Source organism: Pseudoxanthomonas helianthi, from assembly GCF_017939625.1.
Classification (GTDB): Bacteria; Pseudomonadota; Gammaproteobacteria; order Xanthomonadales; family Xanthomonadaceae; genus Pseudoxanthomonas_A; species Pseudoxanthomonas_A helianthi.
Map to the genome: position 1 here is coordinate 348,443 of NZ_JAGKTC010000002.1, position 584 is coordinate 349,026.

The 584-nt window shown below is 57.7% G+C and carries 1 protein-coding gene; it reads left to right on the forward strand.

Annotation, left to right across the window (positions count from 1 at the left end; translation table 11 throughout):
- Positions 1-4 precede the first annotated feature (4 nt).
- On the forward strand, positions 5-584 hold a 580-nt coding region (locus tag J5837_RS09250; protein WP_210536470.1), incomplete at its 3' end, for a hypothetical protein.

Consider the following 584-nt stretch of genomic DNA (forward strand, 5'->3'; position numbering starts at 1 on the left):
CTCCATGGAAGTTTCCGCAAGCGACGTCCAAGGCCGGGCTCAGGTCTCTCGCGTTGCAGCTACTGACCCTAAGGCTGCGCTCAAGCTAGCCGGCACCATTACTCATGCTTGGTATCGATGCCAGTCTCTTACGGCTGCTGCAGAACAACTCCGTGGCAAAGAGCAGCTGGCCGCGCTTTCCAAAGCCTTCGCCGCAGCCAAAGAGCAGAGCGAGCCGAATCGCGTCGTTACAGTTGCCTCTTGGCCGGTTGGAGCTCTGGCCAAGGTCAACCCGCAATTGGCTGCAGAGTGGGCCGCGGAACTGGTGACAATTGCGGATACTGAGCCGCACAACCTCAGACGAGCGCATGCTCTCCAGACCTTGGCCTTCAAAACATCTCCCTATCCTGAGGTTTTAGGTCTTGTTACCCCAGCTCTAGCAGATGCGTTGCTTGGCGGCCATGGCCCGCGCATTGACCGGGTCATTCGAGATACTTTTGAGCTAGTTCGCTCTACCCACCCTCACCTGCTTCGAGACCTGGCCCTGCATCACAAGGCTAATCAGCAACAACAAAAGCTCCTTGCCTCACTTCCAGGCGCGGAGA